The sequence below is a fragment of the Neorhizobium sp. DAR64872/K0K18 genome (genome assembly GCF_050500175.1).
Taxonomy (GTDB): domain Bacteria; phylum Pseudomonadota; class Alphaproteobacteria; order Rhizobiales; family Rhizobiaceae; genus Neorhizobium; species Neorhizobium soli.
Genome location: NZ_CP191446.1, coordinates 2633729 through 2653247 on the forward strand (window position 1 = coordinate 2633729; position 19519 = coordinate 2653247).

The following is a 19519-nucleotide window of genomic DNA, read 5'->3' on the forward strand; positions in this document are numbered from 1 at the left end:
TCAGGACGCCGTAAACTTCACCGTCACGCCGCGCTGGCGAAAATAGGCCTGCATCAGCTTGCGGCCCTGACGATTGTTCTGCACGATCCGCGCCGGGTCGAACTCAGCTTCCTTCTGGCCAGCCTGGGTCAGCGCTGCCTTGAGGGTGGCGATATGCGTATCGAGATCGGCATTGTTGGCCTGAAGCGATTCATAAATGCGGTTTGTCGCTTCGGCTACGGTCGGTTCGCTCATGTCATGCTCCAGTCATTGTTTCGCCGGCGCTTAGCACACTTTCTGGCACGACCCAATTGCGATCATGACTGCCGGCGTCGGTACATACCCCATCCAAGGGATGTTATTTTCCGTGAGGGTGGAAACCACGCAGTATCATTGCACGTATTGGCTTTGGACAGACAAACGCCGGCACCACTTGGAGATACGCCATGTTTCTGCGACGCCAGTTGCTGATCGCCTCCGCTCTTGCCCTGACCAGCAATGCAAAGGCGCAATCCGATCCATGGGCAGAGCTTCGCACTGGCGCGGCTCTGGTGCTGCTTCGCCACGCGATTGCGCCCGGAACCGGCGATCCGGCGAATTTTGCCGTCAATGATTGCAGCACGCAGCGCAATCTCTCCGCGCAGGGCATCGCTCAGGCGAGCCGGATCGGCATGCTCTTCCGAGAGAATGGCGTGGCGCAGGCGCGGGTCTTTTCCAGCCAGTGGTGCCGCTGCCTCGATACCGCCAAGGGTCTTGGTCTAGGGTCGGTCGAGCCTCAGCCGTTGCTCAACTCTTTCTTTGGCAGTTCCGAAGATGGCAGGCCGCAGACGCAGGCCCTGCGCGCCTGGATGACGGGCTTGCAACCCGGCCGGCCGGTTGTGCTGGTCACCCATCAGGTCAACATAACAGGCCTTACCAACATCGTTCCTGCCAGCGGCGAACTCCTGTTCGTCACGGCCGGTGCGGCCGATCCACTGACGGTGATCGGCAGGGTCGCCGCTGAGTAATAGGCAGCGACCGGCAACGTTTTCCGGCTCGTTGACTCGGTCCTGGGGTCAGCTCTTCGGCGTGTCCGCGACCACGCCTACCTTCACGACGTGCTGACCGACATTGACGCCATCCTGGCCGAGGTCGCTGCCGATCGGGCCTGCGCCAACCATTCACTTCGCACCGGCGTGATTTTTCTTCAGCCCGGCCCTTCTCTTGCCGGATTTGTTCCCGTCTATTTGAATATGCACATCGAATCGCCCGGCCACTGACCGGGATCTGCTCCATGGCTATCTTGCCGCATCGCGGCAGCGGCACAGGATCCGGCAATCGCCGGACCTGCTGATGGATGGATTTCCGTAAACGGCGGCGAGAGGAAGGACGGGGACTTTGGAGGCTTTCTACATCATCCTGCTGGTCGGCACGGTTCTGGTGTTGGCTGCGGCCTTTTCCAGCCTGCTTGCTTTCCGGTTCGGCGCTCCCCTGCTTCTCGTCTTCCTGTCGATCGGCCTGCTTGCCGGTGTCGATGGTCTTGGCATCCGCTTCGAGAACTACTCCTTCACTTTCATGCTGGGGTCGTTGGCGCTCGCCATCATCCTGTTCGACAGCGGCTTCGGCACCTCGCTCCACTCCTTCCGAATAGCCGCGGTTCCCGCCCTGACGTTGGCGTCCGTCGGCGTGCTGTTGACCGCCGGCGTCTTCGGTGTCGCGGCGAAGTATTTCCTGGGCTTTAGCTGGCTAGAAGGCTTTCTGCTCGGGTCGATCGTCGCCTCGACTGATGCCGCCGCGGTGTTCTTCCTGCTGCGCATCGGCGGCATCAACATCCGCGACAAGGTGCGCTCCACGCTCGAAGTGGAATCCGGCACCAACGACCCGATGGCGATCTTCCTGACGATCGCGCTGTCCGAACTGCTCGCCACCGGCCAGGGCTTCGGCGGCCTCGACCTGCATTTCGCCGTCATGTTCCTCGAAGAAATGGGGCTCGGCGTCATCTTCGGCCTGCTCGGCGGCTTGATGATCGTCTGGGTGCTGAACCGCTTCACCTCCGATCGGGGTCTGGCGCCAATCCTCGTCCTGACGCTTGCCCTGCTCGTGTTCGCCTTCACCGGCGCGATGGGCGGCAGCGGCTTCCTTGCGGTCTATGTGGCCGGCATCTACTCGGGCAATCGCAAGATGTTTGCCAAGCACCAGATCACGCGCTTCAACGAGGGGCTGACATGGCTCGCGCAGATCATCATGTTCCTGGTGCTCGGCCTGCTTGCGACGCCGTCTCAATTTCCGATCCTGCTCGTGCCCGCGATCGGTCTGGCGCTGTTCCTGATTTTCGTCGCCCGCCCCATTGCCGTCTGGATCAGCCTGATGGCCTATGACTTCACGCAGCAGGAAATCGGCTTTCTGTCCTGGGTCGGCCTGCGCGGCGCGGTCTCCATCCTGCTCGCCATCACGCCGATCCTGTCGGGCGCCGAAAACGGGTCAGTCTTCTTCAACGTCACCTTCATCATCGTGCTCGTCTCGCTTCTTCTGCAGGGTTGGACGATCAAGCCGGTGGCGCGGTATCTCGGGTTGATCATTCCGCCGCGGATCGGCGCCGTCGACAAGCTGGAACTCGATCTTCCCGGCAAGGCGACGCATGAGCTGATCTCCTACCGCGTCCTCAAAGACAGCCCGATCCTGTCCGGCGAGCGCATTCCGCGCTGGGCCATGCCGTCGCTCGTGATCCGCGACGGCCGCAGCCTGCGCTACCAGTATGCCGGACGCCTGCGCGAGAACGATCAGGTCTACCTGTTCGTGACGCCGAACTACACGAAACTGCTCGATCGGCTGTTTGCGAGCCGCGTGCCTGTCGATGATGACGACGCGGAGTTCTTCGGCGCCTTCGCCATCTCGCCGACACGGCCTGCAACCGAACTGGACCTCGCATACGGCCCGGGCCTGCTCTCAACAACCGAACAGGCAATGACGATCGGCGAACTGATGCATTCGAGGCTGGGCGGCAAGACGGAATATGCCGACCGCGTGCGCTTCGGCTCGATCGTTCTGATCGTGAGAGAAACCGACGAGCTCGATCATGTCACCAAGATCGGCGTCTCCCTGGAGCCGGTGGAGCCCGCCACCAAGCTGCCGATCTTCATCAACATGCGCGAAATCGCCCACCGCATCCGTGACCAGATCCGCAAGTATCGCGGCAAGCCGGTCCCGACCCGCCGGTCCGCCTGAGGTCGGGCGACCTCCGGCGACCGGTGCGCAGGTCATTTCATTGACCCGACAGCCTTGCGCCGTCGGACAAGCATAGTATGGTCCCGCCACCCTTTATCAAGCAACGGGATCAGTACCATGCCGGCCTTCAAGACCCTCGACGACCTCACCGATATCGCAGGTAAGCGCATTCTCGTCCGCGTCGACCTCAACGTTCCCGTGAGCGACGGCAAGGTGACGGATGCAACCCGTATCGAGCGCGTTGCCCCAACGATCACGGAACTGTCGAAGAAGGGCGCCAAGGTCATCCTGCTCGCCCATTTCGGCCGCCCCAAGGGTGAACCGGTCGCCGACATGTCGCTGTCCCAGATCGTCATGGCCGTCAATGAAGTGCTCGGTCAGAAGATCCTGTTTGCATCCGATTGCATCGGCCCGGAAGCCGATCAGGCTGTCGCCTCGATGAAGAACGGCGATATTCTGCTTCTCGAAAACACCCGCTTCCACAAGGGCGAGGAAAAGAACGACACCGGCTTTACCGAAGAACTGGCTAAGAACGGCGACATCTATGTCAACGACGCCTTCTCGGCCGCCCACCGTGCCCATGCCTCCACGGAAGGCCTTGCCCACCGCCTGCCCGCCTATGCCGGCCGCACCATGCAGGCTGAACTCGAAGCGCTGGAAAAGGGCCTCGGCGATCCTGCCCGCCCGGTCGTTGCCATCGTCGGCGGCGCCAAAGTGTCCAGCAAGATCGATCTGCTGCAGAACCTCGTGAAAAAGGTGGATGCGCTGGTGATCGGCGGCGGCATGGCCAACACGTTCATTGCCGCACAAGGCATCGATGTCGGCAAGTCGCTCTGCGAGCATGATCTCGCAGACACTGCCCGCGCCATCATGGCGGAAGCCGAAGCGTCCGGCTGCACGATCGTGTTGCCGACCGACGGCGTTGTGGCACGCGAATTCAAGGCGAATGCCGCAAACGAAACTGTCGCGATCGACGCCATCCCCTCCGACGCGATGATGCTCGACGTCGGCCCGAAATCCGTCGAAGCCGTCAACGAATGGATCGGCAAGGCCTCGACGCTGGTGTGGAACGGCCCGCTCGGCGCCTTCGAGATCACCCCGTTCGACACCGCGACGGTCTCCGCTGCAAAATTCGCAGCAAGTGAGACCAAGGCCGGCAAGCTGGTTTCGGTCGCCGGTGGCGGCGATACGGTGGCGGCGCTCAACCATGCGGGCGTTGCCGACGATTTCTCCTACGTCTCGACCGCAGGCGGCGCCTTCCTGGAATGGATGGAAGGCAAGGAACTGCCCGGCGTCTCGGTGCTGACCAAGGCCTGATCGACCGGCTTCCCAGAACGCAACCCTCGATGGGTTCAGTGGCGCGGGAAATAGGTTTCCGCGCCCGATCTGCAAGCTAAGTTTAAATAAATTCAATATTTTAAACGATTGAAACCATTTCAATCGTTTCAATGGCTTAGAGCATCATTTCCCTTTAAAAGAACTTCTGTTATCGGCGGGAGAGAACTTCGGATATTGCTTTTAATATCGGATTTTCCGAAGATTGAATGGGCATAAGCGCGCAACGCGCCATTGTGAGGGATAGGAGCGATTATGGTAGACGCGAAGATGTTGGACAAAGTCAGGTCGGCGCCCGGTTTCATTGCGGCGCTTGATCAGAGCGGTGGTTCGACACCCAAAGCGCTGCTGCTCTACGGCATTGCCGAAACCGAATACCAGGGCGACGAAGAGATGTTCCGCCTGATGCACGCCATGCGCGCCCGCATCATGAAGGCACCGGCCTTTACAGGCGACAAGGTCGTCGGCGCCATCCTCTTCGAGCGCACCATGGATGGCGATGTCGATGGCGAACCTGTTCCCTCCTACCTCTGGGAAAAGCGCGGCGTCGTCCCTTTCCTGAAGATCGACAAGGGCCTTGCTGCCGAAGAAAACGGCGTGCAGCTGATGAAGCCGATGCCCGATCTTGACGCTCTCCTGATCCGCGGCCGCGAAAAGGGAATTTTCGGCACAAAGATGCGCTCGGTGATTGCCTCTGCCGACAAGGCCGGCATCGCTGACGTCGTGCAGCAGCAGTTCGAAGTCGCGCGCCAGATCATCGCACAGGGCCTCGTTCCGATCATCGAACCGGAGATCCTCATTAACAGCCCGACCAAGGCTGAAGCTGAGACTATCCTGCGCGACGAGATCGCCCAGCAGCTCGACACGCTCGGTCCGGGCGAAGACGTGATGCTGAAGGTAACGATCCCAACGGTCGCCGACTTCTATGCGGATCTTGCCGCTCACAAGTCGGTCGTTCGCCTCGTCGCCCTGTCCGGCGGCTACAGCCGTGCCGACGCCTGCGAAAAGCTCAGCCACAACCGCGACATGATCGCGAGCTTCTCGCGCGCGCTCACCGAAAACCTGCGCGTATCGATGAGCGATGCAGATTTCGACGCGAGCCTGGCTGAAACCATCGACGGGATCTATTCCGCAAGCGTCAACAAGGCCTGATGCTCTAACCCTGATGCTGCGGCATCGGGAACACGAACCTGGAAAAGGCCGCCTCAGCTTTAATAGCTCTGGCCCTTTTCACGGGAGGAAGAGGCCGCACCGGGGGGTGCGGCCTTTCTCGTTTCCAGACCCTGCCCAGACAATCAGGATTGATGTCTTCCATCAAAACCATTGTCTGGTGATGGGAGATCGCAGGCTCTAGAAGTGGGGCCTCAACTGAGGAGCCTGTCCATGCCTGTTGCCGATTTCGTCACCGTCGATGTCTTTACCGACCAGCGCTTCTTCGGCAATCCGCTTGCGGTCATCACAGACGCCCGCGGCCTTTCGGGCGATGAGATGCAGGCGATCGCAACGGAGTTCGGCTATTCCGAAACCACGTTCGTGCTTCCACCGGACAATCCAGCCAACACGGCGCGCGTGCGCATCTTCACGCCGACGACAGAGGTTCCCTTTGCCGGCCATCCGAATGTCGGAACTGCCTTCGTCCTTGGCAACCTGCCCGACCTGTTCGGCAACGCTTCAGGCAACACGCTCCGCTTCGAGGAAATCGCCGGACTGGTCGAGATCGACCTGATCCGGGAGGGCGATGTGGTTGTCGGCGCAACCATCCGGGCACCGCGGCCACTTGAACTGGGCGCCGAGATCGAACCTGAACGTATCGCCGACTGCGCATCGATCGGCGTCGGGCATGTCGTCACGCACAATCACGCACCCGTCTTCGCATCGGTCGGCTTGCCATTCGCAATTGCTGAGTTGGACGGCCTGCAGGCGCTCGCCGCGGCCAGGCCGGATCTCACGTCATTCCATCGCGCGGCCGAGATCAGCCCGGGCGATCAGATGGAGTTTTCGCTGTTTCTCTATGTCCGTGATGCCAAGGATCCCCTGCATATCCGTGCCCGCATGTTCGCACCGCTCGACAATGTGCCGGAAGACCCGGCAACGGGTAGCGCGTCTGCAGCGCTCGGCGCGTTCCTCGCGACGCTTGCCCCTGAAACTGACGCCGATATCCGCATGACCGTCGAACAGGGTGTGGAGATGGGCCGCCGCAGCGTGATCGAGCTCGCCATGGTCAAAAGACAGGGTCGCGTCACCGATGTGCGGATCAGCGGAAGCTGCGTGAAGGTGATGAGCGGCCGGATCGAGCTGTAATCAGCCGACGAACTCGCGCAGCAGCAGTGCTAAGGACCAGAGCGCGAAGGCGACCAGCGCCAGCTTCCAGAAATCCATCCGGCGCCTGAGGCCCGGGAGGTTCAATGGCTTGATGATCTGCACGACCATGGCCAGCATCAACAGGACGGAGATTGTTTTTGTCATCTGTCTTTCGTCACTGTTTCAAAGGCTCGCCACAGGCTGGACATTTTTGCTCTCCACCACAGTTAGACCGGGAGGAGAATCGGGGTCTGTTGCGTCATGATCTCTGATCTGCCTTACCTTCGTTAACGTCCTGTGCCGGTCTGCGCAACATCGCTCCGGCACGGCAGGGCGGATCACCGACCACGAAGAGAGCTGACAGTATAGACGATGAGCCGTAATCTCCTTCCCGTTCTCGCCCTCCTCACTGGTACGCTCTTTCTGTTCCTCGGCAATGGCCTGCAGGGTCTTTTGTTGCCGGTGCGCGGTTCGATCGAAGGCTACTCGAACGAGGTTCTCGGCCTGCTCGGCACAACCTGGGCCTCAGGCTTCGTCATCGGTTGCTTCGTGGCACCGAATGTCGTGCGCCGCATCGGGCACGTTCGGGCCTTCTCCGGCTTTCTGGCCCTGATCTGCCTCAACGTGCTTATGACCGGCCTGCTGGTCGATGACGTCGCGTGGCTCATCCTGCGGGCAATCACCGGCTTTTGCACTGCCGGTACGTCGATGATCATCGAAAGCTGGCTCAACGAACGTGCCACACCGGAAAACCGGGGCACGATCTTTTCCTTCTATATCTCCATCACCCTGTTCGGCGTTGTCGGTGGCCAGTTGATGGTGCCGTTTGCCGATGTGACGCTGCCGACACTGTTCATGGTCTGCGGCATCCTCTACTCGATCGCCGCCCTGCCGACGACGCTGTCCAAGGCTGCGTCACCACAACCGCTGAAACGCGCGCGGCTGGATCTCAAGGGACTGTTTCGAAACTCGCCGATCTCCTGCGTAGGCATTCTCTTGGTCGGCATCGCCAACGGCGCCTATGGCACCCTCGGCGCCGTGTTCGCCACCAAGGTCGGCCTCGACAAGGGATCGGTCGCCGCAATGGTCTCGATCACCATCTTTGCCGGCGCGATCATGCAGTTTCCGGCGGGCCGGTTGTCGGACAGGCTGGACCGCCGTCATGTCCTTGCAGTCCTCTCCGGCGTCAGTGCTCTGGCAGGCCTTGCCGTTGTGCTGGTTGCGCCGACCAACGTCTACACGATCGTTATCCTCGTCGCGACCTACGGCGCCGCCGCAAACGCGCTCTACCCGATCGCCGTTGCCCATGCCAACGACTTCGCCCAGCCCGAGGACTTCGTAAAGGTCTCCGGCGGCCTGTTGCTTCTTTACGGCATCGGGACGATCATCGGCCCGACGCTCGGAGGTCCTGTCATGACCTGGGCCGGCCCGCACGCTCTGTTTGGCGTCACGGCTGTCGCCCATCTGCTGATCACCGTCTATGCGATCGTCCGAAGCCGGCAGCGCGCACCCGTCCCTGCCGGCGAACGCGACGCCTACACGACGGTGACAGGAACCAACGGACCACTCGCGACACCCGAGGGCCTCTCGCTCGATCCGCGCGCAAGACCCAAGGATGCAGCCGCGTCTGAACAGCAGACGACGCCATAACGGCCAAGGAGCCTTGAAATGTCATTTCTTGACGACGACCGCCCGAAGAAACCCGCAGCCCACGAGATCGGCGCCGATCTCTCGCTGCTCTCTGCGGACGAACTGCAGACGCGCATCACCATCCTGCAGGAAGAGATCGCGAGACTGGAAGCAGAGAAGGCGAGGAAGGCTGAGGGTCGCAAGGCCGCTGACAGCTTTTTCCGGACCTGATGTGCCGGACTAAGAATAAACCGCAAAACCACGATCAATCTTAAGCAAACATTAATCATTAACAGAGAATATAGCGATGTTCGGTTCTGCCGGACTCAGACAGTTTCACCGCTCGGCGAATGGTCTGATTTCTCCCTGTTTTACCTTGAGAGCCGCTTTTGCGGCTCTTTTTTTTGGCTGTCAGTCCGTACAAGCTCACGCAGCAATCAAAAACCCGTGCCAAAGGCCATTTTCAGGGGACTTGCGCTTTCGCAAGATCTGTTTCATTTCAAGAAGATCGAGGGCGTTTACCGGTTCCTGTGGGTATTAACCTTTCATTAAGAAACGCCTTGCGGATTTCCAGTATAAGGATCATGTTCACTTCATTCAGCGGGCCAGATGGAACTTTTTGAGCCACTTCGCCATTGCCTGAGTAAGAAAGCATTAGCAGGAATGAATTCGATGTCCGAGCAGGGATTGAACACAGTGAGTTTTGCGGGCCGCGCCGCAAGCTCTGCCCAGTTCAAGTCACTATACTCCGAAGGCATGGCTCTTGTTGAAGAGACAGCAAGCTATCTGGACGGTCAGGGTCGTGCTGCATCCAAGGTTCTGCCGCGCATGGCCTCGGTTCTGTATGCAGCTGAATCCATGCGTCTGACGACTCGCCTGATGCAGATGGCATCGTGGCTTCTGCTTCAGCGTGCCGTCAACAACGGCGAGATGAGCCGCGATCAGGTGCTTTCGGAAAAGAGCAAGGTGCGTCTCGACGGCTTCAATGTCGATCGCAACGCTCCGGGCTGGCTCGATCTGCCGGAAAGCTTCCGTGATCTTGTCGAACGCTCGCTTCGTTTGCAGAACCGCGTCGCTCTTCTGGACCGCGAAATCTATCGCGCCCCGGAAGCCGTTGTCATCTCCGACAACGAAAACAGCGTTCGCGCCCAGCAGAACCTGCTTCACACCGCATTTGGTGGCTGAGATCTGAACGTCGACAGTCCAAAGGCAGGCATTGGCCTGCCTTTTTGCGTTTGGAACTATGGAGATAGCGACGCCAGATAGGCGTTGACACTGTCACGACAGTCCAGCCGGTGTTTCGGGCCCTCGAAGGCGCTGAACATCCGGTCATGCGCCTCGAATGAATTCCAGTTGTTGTGTCGGAAGCGATAGCCCGCCACCCAATGGAGTAGCTCTTCGAAGGACGCAACGCTTCCCCCACCCTGAAGACCGCGATGGCGAATGTTTTCGAGGCAGACGTCGTCGGCGATGTCGAGGAAGATCAGCGTCGTTGCCCGGGTGATGGCGAGACTGGCAAGCCGGCCATAGACGCCCTCGATCAGCCAGACATCCTGTGCTGCAATCCGGCAAACGTCGTCGTCAACGACCTGCCTGTCACGGGCGATGCCGTAACGTCCCGGCTCCCAGTGGACGTCGTCCAGATGAATCGGGTGATGGCCGAGCGCCTCCCCCATCCTTGTCGCAAGCCACGTCTTACCCGATCCGCCATTGCCGAAAATGAGCACGCGGCAGAGCGGAAGCGGTAGCTTGGACAGACAGTTGGCCTTCTCCTCCATGCCTCCTAGAAAAACAAAAAAGCCCGGCTTTCGCCAGGCTTCTTTTGTCAAAATGCAAAAAGCGATTAGAGGCCGAGACCGCCGAAACGCTTGTTGAACTTGGAAACGCGGCCACCGCGGTCCAGCATCTGCTGGTTGCCGCCGGTCCAGGCCGGGTGCGACGTCGGGTCGATTTCGAGGTTCATGGTGGCGCCTTCGGTGCCCCAGGTCGAGAACGTCTCGTATTCGGTACCGTCGGTCATGACGACCTTGATCTTGTGGTAGTCGGGATGGATGCCAGCCTTCATGTCGATATTCCTGCTCTGCGAGGTCCATTCGTCGCATTGCGCGAGCAAGAACCGTCTTTAATGAATGAAGCCGCAAACCGGCGCGGTCACGGCTTCCCAATTGGATGCGGAGCCTATACAGGAAGGGCGCCGCAAGTACAAGTCCCCGAAAGGCTGAGATTCCGCTGCCCGGGGGCCATGGAGACGACATGGCCGAAAGCCGAGAAAATCAGAAGAAAAACCGCAGTCTCAAGCCGCTTTCCCGACTGCTCCCCTATCTTTCCCGCTATCGAGCCATGGTCGCCGGCGCGACTTTTTTCTCGTCCTTGCCGCCTGCACCACACTTGCGCTGCCGCTGGCCGTCCGCCGCATGGTGGATCATGGATTCGCGTCATCTGACGGGCATTTCATCAACAACTATTTCGTGATGCTGTTCGTTCTGGCGGTGCTTCTCGCGATCGCAAGCGGCATGCGCTACTATTATGTGATCACCATCGGCGAGCGCGTGGTGGCGGATCTTCGCCGTGAGGTCTTTTCGCATGTGACGCGTTTGTCTGCTTCCTTCTTCGACGTCAACCAGTCCGGCGAGATCGTCTCGCGACTGACCGCCGATACGACCCAGATCAAGTCCGCCTTTGGTTCTGCCGCATCGCAGGCCCTGCGCAACACCATCCTCTGTCTCGGAGCGATGGGCATGATGGTCTATACGAGCCCTAAACTCTCGGCTCTGGCGCTTGGCGCCATCCCGCTGATCGTGTTCCCCCTCGTTGGCTTCGGCCGCTCGGTGCGCCGCCGGTCGCGCGCCGCACAGGACATGCTGGCCGCGACCTCGGCATATGCAGCCGAAACGATCGGCGCCACACGCACCGTTCAGGCCTTCACCGGCGAGGCTGTCGCCACCTCGCGCTACAGCGACACAGTCGAGAATGCCTTTGAGGCCGCCCGCAAGTCGATCCGCGCCCGAGCGCTTCTGACCGGCTTCGGCATCGTGCTGATCTTCGGCTCGATCGTCGGCGTCCTCTGGTACGGCGCCCAGAGCGTGCTTGCCGGCACGATGACACCGGGCACGCTCGGCCAGTTCGTGCTCTATTCGGTGATTGCGGCAAGCTCGCTCGGCACACTGTCGGAAGTCTGGGGCGAACTGTCGTCTGCAGGCGGCGCCGCCGAACGGCTGTCCGAACTGCTGGATGAAGTGTCCGCCGTGCGTGACCCGGAACACCCGAAAGCGCTCCCCTCACCCCCGCTCGGCGATGTCGCGTTCGACAGCGTCTCGTTCGCCTATCCGGCACGCGTCAGCGCCATCACGCTCAATGCGCTTTCCCTGCATGTGGCACCGGGAGAAACTGTCGCCATCGTCGGTCCCTCCGGTGCCGGCAAGAGCACGATCTTTTCGCTGCTGCTGCGCTTCTACGATCCCACAGCCGGATCGATCCGCCTCGACGGCGTCGACCTCCGCCATGCGACCCTTGAAGACATCCGCTCACGGCTTGCGATCGTACCGCAGGACGTGACGATCTTTGCGGCCTCCATCCACGACAACATCGCCTTCGGCGTCCCGAACGCGACTCGCGACGCCGTGCGTGCAGCAGCAATCGCCGCACAGGCGGACGAGTTCATCGCGAAGCTCGACAACGGCTATGACACGCTCGCCGGCGAACGCGGCATCACCCTGTCCGGCGGCCAGCGCCAGCGGATTGCTATCGCCCGCGCGATCCTGAAGGATGCTCCGGTCCTGCTGCTCGACGAAGCCACCTCGGCGCTCGATGCGGAAAGCGAAACACTGGTGCAAAAGGCGCTCGACGGTCTCATGCGCAACCGCACCACGCTCGTCATCGCCCATCGCCTTGCGACGGTGTTGAAAGCCGACCGGATCCTGGTCCTGGAAAACGGTCGCGTCGTCGAGGAAGGCACGCACCAGAGCCTGGTGGCGGCTGGCGGTCTCTATGCCAAGCTCGCGCGGCTGCAATTCCATGATCTCGAGCAAACTTCCGTCAGCGCGATCTGATGGACGCGACCCCCATCATCTCCGCAGATCTGGATAGTCTGCTCGATGACGTTCAGCAGCGCACCTTCCGGTATTTCTGGGATGGTGCCCATCCGCAGAGCGGTCTCCCTTATGACAAATGCCTTCTCGACGGCACACCCGGCATCGATGCGATCTCGATCAGCGGCACGGGCTTTGGTCTGATGGCAATTCTGGTCGCCTGCGAGCGCGGCTGGATCACCAGCGACGAGGCGCTGGTTCGCATTACCACGATTGTCGAGAGCCTCGAACTGGCACCGCGCTACCACGGCGCGTTCTCTCACTTCATCAATCCCGCTACCAGCGCAATGATTCCGTTTTCTGCGCTGGATGATGGGGGCGACATCGTCGAAACGACGCTTCTCCTACAGGGCCTGATCTGCGCGCGTGAATATTTCGCGGCAGAGACCATTTCCGAGAAATCGCTGCGCACCGCGATCACCCGGCTGTTCGACGAGGTCGAGTGGACCTGGTACACCCGCGGCAAGACCGACGGCCCGATCTACTGGCACTGGAGCCCGATCAACGAGTGGGCGATGAACCTGCCGATCACCGGCTGGAATGAGGCGCTTTCAACCTATGTCTTTGCCGCCGGGTCGGACACGTTTCCGATCGATCCGCAGAACTATCACTGCGGATGGGCACGCAACGGCGCTATGAAGAACGGCGAAGAATATTTCGGCATACAGCTGCCGCTGGGCGAACCCATGGGCGGGCCGCTGTTCCTGTCGCAATATTCCTTCTGTGCGCTCAATCCACGCGGCCTGTCCGATCGCTACGCCGATTACTGGCGCCAGGCGGTCGCGCATTCACGGATCAATCGCGCCTATTGCCTGACGGTGCCGGAATATGCCGCAGCCGGCGTCTGGGGCCTGACGGCATCGGAAGCCCAGGCCGGCTACGCCGCCAATTCGCCGCTGGTCGATTTCGGCGCGATTGCACCGTCTGCAGCACTGTCGAGCTTTCCTTTCGTGCCCGGCCATGCGGAAGAAGCCTTGCGCGCGCTCCTTGCCTACGAGAACGGACGGCTGGTCAACCGCTTCGGCTTCGCCGACGCGTTTGCGCCGAAGACAGGCTGGGTCGCATCGACCTACATCGCTATCGACCAGGGTCCGATCGTCGCGATGATCGAGAACCACCGCTCGGGTCTGTTGTGGAAACTGTTCATGGCCGCTCCGGAAGTGCGCCGCGGCCTCGACCGGCTGGGATTCCGCTATCCGGCCACTCCGCCTATGCACAAAAACGTCGGCACCTGATCACTTCGCGCGTTTGAACGTCCATTTGACGACATGATCACCGTTGCGCTTGATCTTGGTCTTCATCTTCAGCTGCACCGATTGCTCGCCGAACGCAGCCTGCGCCTCCTCGAACGCCCGCCGCGCCTGCGCCATCGCCTCGTGATAGGCGGTATTGTCGCGGCGAGGCGTATCTGCCACCGCCTTGGCGATCGCGTCGATGTCGGGTTTGCTGTAGGTCATGTCAGCGTTCGGTAAGCTTCAGTTCGATGCGGCGGTTCTGGTTTCTAGCATCCGGCGTATCGCCAGCCGCGATCGGCTGGAACTCGCCAAAGCCCGCGGCCACCAGGCGGTTGGCCGGCACGCCCTTCGAGATCAGATACTTGACCACGGACGTCGCGCGCGCAGACGAAAGCTCCCAGTTGTCGCGGTAGCGCCCGGTGCCGGAAAGCGGCGCGTTGTCCGTATGTCCGTCGACCCGCAGCACCCAGTTGATCTCGGCCGGAATTTCCTTGGCGAGATCGAGCAGTGCGGCGGCAAGCTTGTCCATCTCCACGAGACCGGCAGCATCGAGTTCGTTGCCGCCGATCGGGAAGAGAACTTCCGACTGGAACACGAACCGATCGCCGACGATGCGGATGTTTTCGCGATCGGAGAGAATCTCACGCAGACGCCCGAAGAAGTCGGAGCGGTAGCGATTGAGCTCCTGTACGCGGGCCGCAAGCGCCACGTTGAGGCGACGACCAAGATCCGAAATCTGCGCCTGCGAGTTGGCGTCCTTCGTTTCCGACGCCTGCAGCGCCTGTTCGACGGCGGCGATCTGGGCCCGCAGCGCCGCGATCTGCTGGTTGAGAAGCTCGATCTGGCTCATCGCCCGGGCGCTAACCTGCCGCTCGTTGGAGAGTTCACCCGTCAGAGTGGTCACGCGGGAATTGGCCGCGTCGCTTGCACCACTGCCCTGGTTGAGAAGCTGCTGCAGCCGCGACCGGTCGCTTTCAGCAACCGCCAGCGACGATTGCAGGTTGGCGAGCTGGTCTTCGATATCCTGATTGTTGCCCTTTTCCAGCGCCAGAAGCTCTGTCAGTTCCGCGATCTGGCTGTTCAGCCGGTTCAGAACCTCGTCGCGACCGGAAATCTCGCGGGTGAGCAGAAACTGCGCCAGCACGAACACCGTCAGCAGGAACATGATCGCCATCAAAAGCGTGGTCAGCGCGTCGACGAAGCCCGGCCAGTAGTCCACGCCGTGCTGGCGGCGACGGTTCTTGCCCAGCGCCATGGTCTACTTGCTCCCGATCTTGTCGGACTGACCGATCTTGTCGGAGAGCCGGTCCAGCGTGCGCCGCAGGGCCTTCGATTCTTCCTGCTGCGCCTCGATCCAGTCGCGCAGCATCTGCTGCTCGTTGCGCATGTTCTTGACCAGCCCCTGAATGCCTTCGGCAAGGTTTGCCATGGCAGCAAGCGACTTCTCGTTCTGCTGGACATCACCGCTGCCGGTTCTGCCCTGAGCCGCCGCAATCTTGCGCAGCTCGTCGGCAAGCGTCTTGAATTCGCCAGAGGAACCAGCTGAAAGCCCTGCCGCCGCAACCGGCGCGTCCGATCCCGTATCGGTCACCGATGAGAGCCAATTTTCGAGTTCCGTATAGAACCGGTTCTGGGCACGTCCTGCCTGGAGATCGAGGAAGCCGAGGATCAGCGAGCCCGAGAGGCCGAGCAGCGACGAGGAGAACGCCGTGCCCATACCGGCAAGCGGCTGCGCAAGACCGGTCTTGATAGCCGACAGAATGTCGTTGGAGCCGCCGGCGCCCGGATCGAGCGCACCGATGACGTCGCTGATCGAGCCGATCGTGCCGATCAGGCCCCAGAACGTGCCAAGCAGGCCGAGAAACACCAGGAGCCCGATCAGGTAACGGGACGTATCCCGAGATTCGTCGAGGCGGGTGCCGATCGAATCGAGAATGGAGCGCAAGGTTGCGGTCGAAAGCGCCGTCTTGCGGCGACCACCGATCAGCGAGCGCATCGGCGCCAGAAGTTTCGGCTCGCGGCCCACCTTGTCGACGGTGCCGGCAGCGCGGAACGAGTTGAACCAGCGCACTTCCGGAATGAGGCCGATGACCTGCAGGAAAACCAGGACGATACCGATCAACAGGACGCCGAGGATCAGACCGTTCAGACCCGGATTGGTCTGGAACGCTTGTGCGGCCTGGCGGTACAGGATCGAGCAGACAAAACCGACGATGATCAGGAAGATCAGCATCGTCCAGAGGAAGGAAGCCGGGTTGGAAAGCTTTTCGGTAAAACGGCGGCGGTTAGCTTCAGTTTCGTCCAGATCGTCCACTGTCGCATTCGCCATAATAAGCCTCGCCTCTGGGTCGCGTCGCGCGGAGGCTAGAGCAAAATTGCGACGAATTGAAGTGTCGCCACGGTGCAAAGACCGGGACAAGCCGAAGTTTTTTCCTCGCCATTTCAAATGACAAGCAGCACTCCGGCCGTCACCGCATCAGCAATCAGCGCGACGGAACCGGACGATTGGAAACTTCCAGCAGCGCCTTCTGGATCAGCTCGTTGCCGGCAACAATGCTCTTGGTGCCGAACATGTCGGTCGAGCCCTTGATGTCGCTGACAAAGCCGCCCGCTTCGCGGATGAGGACGAGGCCGGCAGCAATGTCCCACGGCGAAAGACCAATTTCCCAGTGACCGTCGAAGCGACCGGCAGCGACATAGGCAAGATCAAGCGACGCAGCGCCAAGGCGACGAACGCCCGCCACTTCGCCCATCACATGGCGCAGTTCGACCAGGAACTTGCCGTGATCGCCGCGGCCGAGATGCGGCACGCCGCAACCAACCACGCAATCGGACAGGACCCGGCGTGCGGCAACGCGAATGCGACGGTCGTTCAGGAACGCGCCGCCGCCCTTTTCTGCCGTATAGAGTTCGTCGGTGCCCGGGTTGAAGATCACGCCGGCGACGATTTCGCCATTGCGCTCCAGCGCGATCGACACCGCGAACTGCGGAATGCCGTGCAGGAAGTTGGTCGTGCCGTCGAGCGGATCGACGATCCAGCGATGGGCGCCGTCCGTGCCCTTCTCCTCCTGGCTTTCCTCACCGAGGAAGCCGTAGGTCGGGCGCGCCTTCATCAGCTCGTCATGGACGATCTTTTCCGCCTTGAGATCCGCCTGGGTCACGAAATCGCCCGGTCCCTTGACCGAAACCTGCAGGTTCTGAACTTCGCCGAAATCCCTGGAGAGCGACTTGCCAGCCTTGAGGGCGGCCTGAACCATGACGTTGAGAAGGGCTGAGCGGGCCATGCGGGAAATCCTGATCGTATGGTCCCGAACATGCATCAGCCGGGACGTGTCTGTGGCGAATTGTCTTGATTGGCCGGTTCAAGACCACAAAACCAAGGGAAATTCAAGTCGAAGCCGACAAAGCCCGCGTGAACGGACAAAATGCGACATTGCCCGCCTGCCTGCGATCTGCCAGAACGCCGGCTATCGAGATTTTAGGAGTATCACCGTGAAGATCGCATTGCCATTCGGCATCAGCCTCGGACTTGTGGGCGTGATGACCATGCTGTCGCTGGGTCTGATCTCGGCGCTGCCGGCCGATACCCAGTTGCCGATCCACTTCACCCTGACCGGCACACCGACCAGCACGGCACCGGCCATGATCGCGCTGCTGCTTCTGCCGGCCTGCGCGCTCTTCGTGACAGCCATGTTCGCACTTGGCCCCCGCATGGGCGGCCGTATCAAGGCCTCGCCGGGCATCTACCTGATCGTCTGGCTGGTAACGCTGCTGATCCTGGCGCTTGCCCACGGCTTTATCATCCGCCACGCCCTGTTCACGCTGGCGGCGATGAAGGCAACCGCCTGACCACTTGAACTACTGGCGGTTGACTACTGGCGGCGGAAGCGGTTCGCCGCGTCGATCGCCTGGCGCTGCTGCTCGTCGTTGATGCCGAGGTAGAAATCCTCAAGCGCCGCATCCTGCAACCCGGCACGCCTTGAAAGCACATACCACTTGGCGGCCTCGACCGGGTTCGGTCGTGTCCCCAGCGCCTCGATATAGAGATGCGAGAGCTTGTTCTGGGCAACCACATTGCCGCGATGGGCCGCAATCCGCAGCCATTCGAAGCCCTTGTCGTAGTTGCGTTCGCCGCCGACTCCGTTGACGAACCAGATGCCCATGTCGAGCTGCGCCGTGTCGAACCCGGCCTTCGCCGCGCGCTCCAGCCAACGGCGAGCCTCGGCCTTCTTCTCCTCGGGCACGCCCTTCATGTTCACGTAGAGCTGGGCCACCGCATATTGCGCATCCGCCACGCCCTGCTTTGCCGCCCGCTCGTAGAAGGGCAACGCCAGCTTGAAACCTTTATCGCCGGGATTGTCCGACACCAGGATCTGGCCCCAGTTGAACTGCGCCGATGAATTGCCGGCTTCCGCCGCCTTGCGCATATAGTCGTCGGCCTTCTTCTTGTCGGCGGGCACGTAACGGCCGCTCATCAAAAGAAGCGAATACTGGAACATGGCGGCAGGATCGCCGCGCTCGGCAGCCTGCCCGTACCAGAAGGCCGCGGTCTTTGCGTCGCGGTTGATGCCGAGCCCCTTGCTCATCATTTCGGCGACAAGCGTCTGCGACGCCGCATCGCCGGCCGACGCACGCTTCAGTGCGACATCGAGCGCCTTGACGTACAAGCCGCGCTGGAACGCACCATAGGCCTCGTCGATCGGGCCCGTATAGGGCTTCTCCGGCGGCAGTGGCGGCAAGGTCACGCCCATGCGCTGATAGAGTTCGACACCGGCGGACGGCACGATGCCATCGGGCTGTGCACCGCGTTCGACGCCCATTGCATCCGGCGCGACCGGTCTCGTCACCACTTGACGCGACTGCGCCGCCGTCGGCCCCTCCTGCTCCACCGCACCGGGTTGCTGCACCTGCGCAATTGCCGAATGCGGCAAGACGGCCGACGCGGAAAGGCTGGCGGCAAGCATCAGGACGGTGGATGAGGCGCGACGAATCGATGGCATAGAGACCATCAAGCCTCAAACCGTGGCGCTTTTTCGTCCAGATCGGCGTTGACCAGTCGAACTGCTTCCTGCGGTCCTTCGGGATGATCGAAGACAGCCAGTCTCAAAGCCACGAATTCCGCTCCGTTTTCGGCAACCTCGAGCGCCGAGGAAATGTCCGTGCCGCCCATGGCGATGCAGGGAATTTCCACCATCGAAGCCCACCATTCCGCAAGCGCGACGTTCTTCGGATGCGCCTCCGGCTTGATGTCGCCATCGAGCTTGCCGAAGAAAATATAGTCGGGGCGGCGCTCGCCCACTTCGAGCGCCGTGTGACGCTCGGATGCACCACCGGCGCCGACGATCATCTTCGGGCTGAATTTCTCGATCGTTTCTTCCAGCTCTTCCATCGAACCGGCCATATGCAGGCCATCTGCCTTGACGCGACCTGCGACGCGGCTGTCTCCGGCGATCAGCGCTGCGGCACCCGCAGCCTGGATCATCGGCACCATGAGTTGGGCGCGGTCCTGGAACGCGGTATCGTCTTCATCGTATTGCGGCAGGATCACCGAGGCGACATCGCCGCCCGCAAGCGCCTTCTCCAACCGGTCCGCCTGCGCTTTCGCATCCGCATCCTGCGGCACGATCAGCACCAGACGGCAACGCTCTTCCTGTTTCTTCATGTTTCTTCCCATGCAGCGAACCGCAACCCGGCGATCCGCACTCGTTTTCTCTTGAATGATTCGATAGACCGGAAGGATTGCGCAAT

At 61.2% G+C, this 19519-nt stretch carries 20 protein-coding genes and 1 pseudogene; 11 read left to right on the forward strand and 10 right to left on the reverse strand.

Annotated elements, in window-relative coordinates; all coding sequences use genetic code 11:
- Window positions 1-234, reverse strand: coding sequence for a hypothetical protein (locus ACQY1P_RS18480; protein ID WP_092659879.1), 234 nt, complete (start codon window positions 232-234; stop codon window positions 1-3).
- A 191-nt stretch (window positions 235-425) separates the two neighbouring features.
- Between ACQY1P_RS18480 and ACQY1P_RS18485 the strand changes: the two genes are divergently transcribed.
- The 5 genes from ACQY1P_RS18485 to ACQY1P_RS18505 all read left to right on the forward strand — a co-directional run bounded on the left by ACQY1P_RS18485 (window position 426) and on the right by ACQY1P_RS18505 (window position 6819).
- The gene (locus ACQY1P_RS18485) at window positions 426-986 is read left to right on the forward strand and encodes a histidine phosphatase family protein (protein ID WP_430254806.1); all 561 of its coding nucleotides are present in this window, start codon (window positions 426-428) and stop codon (window positions 984-986) included.
- Window positions 987-1356: 370 nt separating this feature from the next.
- Entirely contained in the window at window positions 1357-3183 is a 1827-nt protein-coding gene (locus ACQY1P_RS18490) for a potassium/proton antiporter (protein WP_430254808.1), read from the forward strand.
- 117 nt (window positions 3184-3300) lie between these two features.
- A complete protein-coding gene (locus tag ACQY1P_RS18495; RefSeq protein WP_192086060.1) occupies window positions 3301-4500 on the forward strand; it encodes a phosphoglycerate kinase in 1200 nt (399 codons plus the stop codon).
- Between the two features lie 273 nt (window positions 4501-4773).
- The gene (locus ACQY1P_RS18500) at window positions 4774-5670 is read left to right on the forward strand and encodes a fructose bisphosphate aldolase (RefSeq protein WP_113109778.1); all 897 of its coding nucleotides are present in this window, start codon (window positions 4774-4776) and stop codon (window positions 5668-5670) included.
- A gap of 231 nt (window positions 5671-5901) precedes the next feature.
- Window positions 5902-6819: a PhzF family phenazine biosynthesis protein gene (locus ACQY1P_RS18505; RefSeq protein WP_430254810.1), complete on the forward strand. Its 918-nt coding sequence runs from the start codon at window positions 5902-5904 to the stop codon at window positions 6817-6819.
- Here ACQY1P_RS18505 and ACQY1P_RS18510 read toward each other — a convergent pair whose 3' ends face one another.
- Complete coding sequence (locus tag ACQY1P_RS18510) at window positions 6820-6984, reverse strand: hypothetical protein (protein ID WP_174196147.1); 165 nt, start codon at window positions 6982-6984, stop codon at window positions 6820-6822. It abuts the gene before it with no gap.
- A 207-nt stretch (window positions 6985-7191) separates the two neighbouring features.
- On the opposite strand from ACQY1P_RS18510, the gene ACQY1P_RS18515 reads away from it, so the two are divergent.
- From ACQY1P_RS18515 to ACQY1P_RS18525, 3 genes are all read left to right on the forward strand, one after another.
- Window positions 7192-8469, forward strand: a complete 1278-nt coding sequence (locus ACQY1P_RS18515) for an MFS transporter (protein WP_430254812.1) — start codon at window positions 7192-7194, stop codon at window positions 8467-8469.
- A gap of 18 nt (window positions 8470-8487) precedes the next feature.
- Entirely contained in the window at window positions 8488-8679 is a 192-nt protein-coding gene (locus ACQY1P_RS18520) for a DUF1192 domain-containing protein (RefSeq protein ID WP_062460843.1), read from the forward strand.
- A 441-nt stretch (window positions 8680-9120) separates the two neighbouring features.
- Entirely contained in the window at window positions 9121-9633 is a 513-nt protein-coding gene (locus ACQY1P_RS18525; RefSeq protein ID WP_062461855.1) for a DUF1465 family protein, read from the forward strand.
- A 56-nt stretch (window positions 9634-9689) separates the two neighbouring features.
- Here ACQY1P_RS18525 and ACQY1P_RS18530 read toward each other — a convergent pair whose 3' ends face one another.
- Together ACQY1P_RS18530 and rpmE are read right to left on the reverse strand one after the other, a co-directional pair.
- Window positions 9690-10226 carry an AAA family ATPase gene (locus ACQY1P_RS18530; RefSeq protein WP_430254814.1) on the reverse strand — a complete coding sequence of 179 codons (537 nt, stop codon included), beginning with the start codon at window positions 10224-10226 and terminating at the stop codon, window positions 9690-9692.
- A gap of 65 nt (window positions 10227-10291) precedes the next feature.
- Window positions 10292-10513 (reverse strand): 50S ribosomal protein L31, encoded by a 222-nt coding sequence (rpmE, locus tag ACQY1P_RS18535; RefSeq protein ID WP_062460846.1) that lies wholly within the window; start codon window positions 10511-10513, stop codon window positions 10292-10294.
- 188 nt (window positions 10514-10701) lie between these two features.
- Here rpmE and ACQY1P_RS18540 point away from each other — a divergent pair.
- Window positions 10702-12497 (forward strand): annotated as a pseudogene (locus tag ACQY1P_RS18540) (ABC transporter transmembrane domain-containing protein).
- Window positions 12497-13771, forward strand: coding sequence for a glucoamylase family protein (locus tag ACQY1P_RS18545; protein ID WP_430254816.1), 1275 nt, complete (start codon window positions 12497-12499; stop codon window positions 13769-13771). The pseudogene ACQY1P_RS18540 and the gene ACQY1P_RS18545 overlap by 1 nt, the downstream one beginning before the upstream one ends.
- Here the strand turns inward: ACQY1P_RS18545 and ACQY1P_RS18550 are convergent, their stop codons facing one another.
- The 4 genes from ACQY1P_RS18550 to ACQY1P_RS18565 all read right to left on the reverse strand — a co-directional run bounded on the left by ACQY1P_RS18550 (window position 13772) and on the right by ACQY1P_RS18565 (window position 17055).
- Entirely contained in the window at window positions 13772-13993 is a 222-nt protein-coding gene (locus tag ACQY1P_RS18550) for a hypothetical protein (RefSeq protein WP_062460856.1), read from the reverse strand.
- A gap of 1 nt (window position 13994) precedes the next feature.
- On the reverse strand, window positions 13995-15026 hold the full coding sequence (locus ACQY1P_RS18555) for a peptidoglycan -binding protein (RefSeq protein ID WP_062582385.1): 1032 nt from the start codon (window positions 15024-15026) through the stop codon (window positions 13995-13997).
- 3 nt (window positions 15027-15029) lie between these two features.
- On the reverse strand, window positions 15030-16100 hold the full coding sequence (locus tag ACQY1P_RS18560) for a hypothetical protein (RefSeq protein WP_062460863.1): 1071 nt from the start codon (window positions 16098-16100) through the stop codon (window positions 15030-15032).
- Between the two features lie 154 nt (window positions 16101-16254).
- Window positions 16255-17055 carry an inositol monophosphatase family protein gene (locus tag ACQY1P_RS18565; RefSeq protein WP_062461861.1) on the reverse strand — a complete coding sequence of 267 codons (801 nt, stop codon included), beginning with the start codon at window positions 17053-17055 and terminating at the stop codon, window positions 16255-16257.
- Between the two features lie 208 nt (window positions 17056-17263).
- On the opposite strand from ACQY1P_RS18565, the gene ACQY1P_RS18570 reads away from it, so the two are divergent.
- On the forward strand, window positions 17264-17620 hold the full coding sequence (locus tag ACQY1P_RS18570) for a hypothetical protein (protein ID WP_062460866.1): 357 nt from the start codon (window positions 17264-17266) through the stop codon (window positions 17618-17620).
- A gap of 23 nt (window positions 17621-17643) precedes the next feature.
- Here the strand turns inward: ACQY1P_RS18570 and ACQY1P_RS18575 are convergent, their stop codons facing one another.
- Window positions 17644-18771, reverse strand: coding sequence for a tetratricopeptide repeat protein (locus tag ACQY1P_RS18575; protein ID WP_425503203.1), 1128 nt, complete (start codon window positions 18769-18771; stop codon window positions 17644-17646).
- Window positions 18772-18779: 8 nt separating this feature from the next.
- Window positions 18780-19433, reverse strand: a complete 654-nt coding sequence (locus ACQY1P_RS18580) for a thiamine phosphate synthase (protein ID WP_430254818.1) — start codon at window positions 19431-19433, stop codon at window positions 18780-18782.
- Window positions 19434-19519: the final 86 nt, after the last annotated feature.

Coding starts and splice junctions, on each gene's coding strand:
- ACQY1P_RS18520 (WP_062460843.1), top strand. CDS start 8,488: ATGTCATTTCTTGACGACGACCGCCCGAAGAAACCCGCAGCCCACGAG.
- ACQY1P_RS18575 (WP_425503203.1), bottom strand. CDS start 18,771: ATGCCATCGATTCGTCGCGCCTCATCCACCGTCCTGATGCTTGCCGCC.
- ACQY1P_RS18510 (WP_174196147.1), bottom strand. CDS start 6,984: ATGACAAAAACAATCTCCGTCCTGTTGATGCTGGCCATGGTCGTGCAG.
- ACQY1P_RS18500 (WP_113109778.1), top strand. CDS start 4,774: ATGGTAGACGCGAAGATGTTGGACAAAGTCAGGTCGGCGCCCGGTTTC.
- ACQY1P_RS18480 (WP_092659879.1), bottom strand. CDS start 234: ATGAGCGAACCGACCGTAGCCGAAGCGACAAACCGCATTTATGAATCG.
- ACQY1P_RS18550 (WP_062460856.1), bottom strand. CDS start 13,993: ATGACCTACAGCAAACCCGACATCGACGCGATCGCCAAGGCGGTGGCA.
- ACQY1P_RS18545 (WP_430254816.1), top strand. CDS start 12,497: ATGGACGCGACCCCCATCATCTCCGCAGATCTGGATAGTCTGCTCGAT.
- ACQY1P_RS18515 (WP_430254812.1), top strand. CDS start 7,192: ATGAGCCGTAATCTCCTTCCCGTTCTCGCCCTCCTCACTGGTACGCTC.
- ACQY1P_RS18525 (WP_062461855.1), top strand. CDS start 9,121: ATGTCCGAGCAGGGATTGAACACAGTGAGTTTTGCGGGCCGCGCCGCA.
- ACQY1P_RS18505 (WP_430254810.1), top strand. CDS start 5,902: ATGCCTGTTGCCGATTTCGTCACCGTCGATGTCTTTACCGACCAGCGC.
- ACQY1P_RS18565 (WP_062461861.1), bottom strand. CDS start 17,055: ATGGCCCGCTCAGCCCTTCTCAACGTCATGGTTCAGGCCGCCCTCAAG.
- ACQY1P_RS18485 (WP_430254806.1), top strand. CDS start 426: ATGTTTCTGCGACGCCAGTTGCTGATCGCCTCCGCTCTTGCCCTGACC.
- ACQY1P_RS18560 (WP_062460863.1), bottom strand. CDS start 16,100: ATGGCGAATGCGACAGTGGACGATCTGGACGAAACTGAAGCTAACCGC.
- rpmE (WP_062460846.1), bottom strand. CDS start 10,513: ATGAAGGCTGGCATCCATCCCGACTACCACAAGATCAAGGTCGTCATG.
- ACQY1P_RS18530 (WP_430254814.1), bottom strand. CDS start 10,226: ATGGAGGAGAAGGCCAACTGTCTGTCCAAGCTACCGCTTCCGCTCTGC.
- ACQY1P_RS18555 (WP_062582385.1), bottom strand. CDS start 15,026: ATGGCGCTGGGCAAGAACCGTCGCCGCCAGCACGGCGTGGACTACTGG.
- ACQY1P_RS18495 (WP_192086060.1), top strand. CDS start 3,301: ATGCCGGCCTTCAAGACCCTCGACGACCTCACCGATATCGCAGGTAAG.
- ACQY1P_RS18580 (WP_430254818.1), bottom strand. CDS start 19,433: ATGAAGAAACAGGAAGAGCGTTGCCGTCTGGTGCTGATCGTGCCGCAG.